This is a genomic window from Streptomyces klenkii (assembly GCF_003626645.1).
Classification (GTDB): domain Bacteria; phylum Actinomycetota; class Actinomycetes; order Streptomycetales; family Streptomycetaceae; genus Streptomyces; species Streptomyces klenkii.
The window spans coordinates 1-1,063 of the sequence record NZ_RBAM01000189.1; the positions used below are offsets into that span (position 1 = coordinate 1).

Annotated in this window: 1 protein-coding gene; it reads left to right on the top strand. The window is 63.2% G+C overall.

Annotated features, from left to right (window positions below):
* Window positions 1-1,063, top strand: a 1,063-nt coding sequence (locus tag D7231_RS35675; RefSeq protein ID WP_147449926.1) for a DNA cytosine methyltransferase, incomplete at both ends; no start/stop codon positions are given.

A 1,063-nucleotide genomic window follows, 5' to 3' on the forward strand; every position in this document is an offset into this window, starting at 1 on the left:
GCCGTGGAGAAGGACCCGGCTGCGGCGGCCACGTACGCGGCAAACTTCGTGCCGGAGGGGGCCGACGATCACATGCTCGTCGGGGAGATCGAGCATTGGGTTCCTCAGCCGCAGGATCTTCGTGCAGACGTCGTCATCGGCGGCCCCCCTTGCCAGGGCTTCTCCGGACTCGGCAAGGAGGACCCGGATGATCCCAAGAACAAGCTGTGGCGCCACTACGTCGCGGTCGTCAAGGCTCTCGAACCCAAGGTTTTCGTCATCGAGAATGTCGACCGCTTTCTGAGCTCGCCGGAGTTTCGAGACCTCAAGAGAGAGGTCGGGACGGGGGGCGACCTCGCCAACTATCGTCTCGTTCCACCGCCCGACGCGCGCGACAATGAACCGGAACGGATCCGTGATCGCCGGTATCTCTTGAATGCCGCCGACTACGGCGTACCGCAGACGCGGCGACGAGCCATCGTCATCGGCGTGCGCAAAGACGTGCCCGAACTCTCCGCGCTGCGGTATCCGGCAGCCACGCATCGGAAACCGATCCAGGGCGCATTGGACGATGGTGGCCCCACATGGCAAACCGTCGAGTCCGTCTTTCGCAGAACGAACGGCATGGACCTGCTCAAGGATCTTCCCGAGCGCCCCGAGGGCTACTACCTGACGAGAGAATTGCACATCCGGCGCAATCCGGAGAAGCTCTCCCTGGCCCGCTACAAAGCGATTCCTGCCGGGGGGAACCGTAAGGCTTTGACGGGCGTCTGGTACAGGTTGGACGGTAAAGGCAACATTCGGCTGTCGACAGAGCCGGGATACCGGCTGCTCAGGGGCCCGGAAATCTATCTCTCGACGGAGAGTTGGGACGGACACAGGACGGGCACCGGTGACGTGATGGGCCGTCTGCACATGGACCGGCCCGCGGTCACCATCCGCACGGAGTTCTACAAGCCGGAAAAGGGTCGGTACCTTCATCCGACGGACAATCGCCCCATCACCCACTTCGAGGCGGCCCTGCTGCAAGGGTTCCCCGAAGACTTCAAATGGTGCGGCTCCAAGACGGAGATCGCCCGACAGA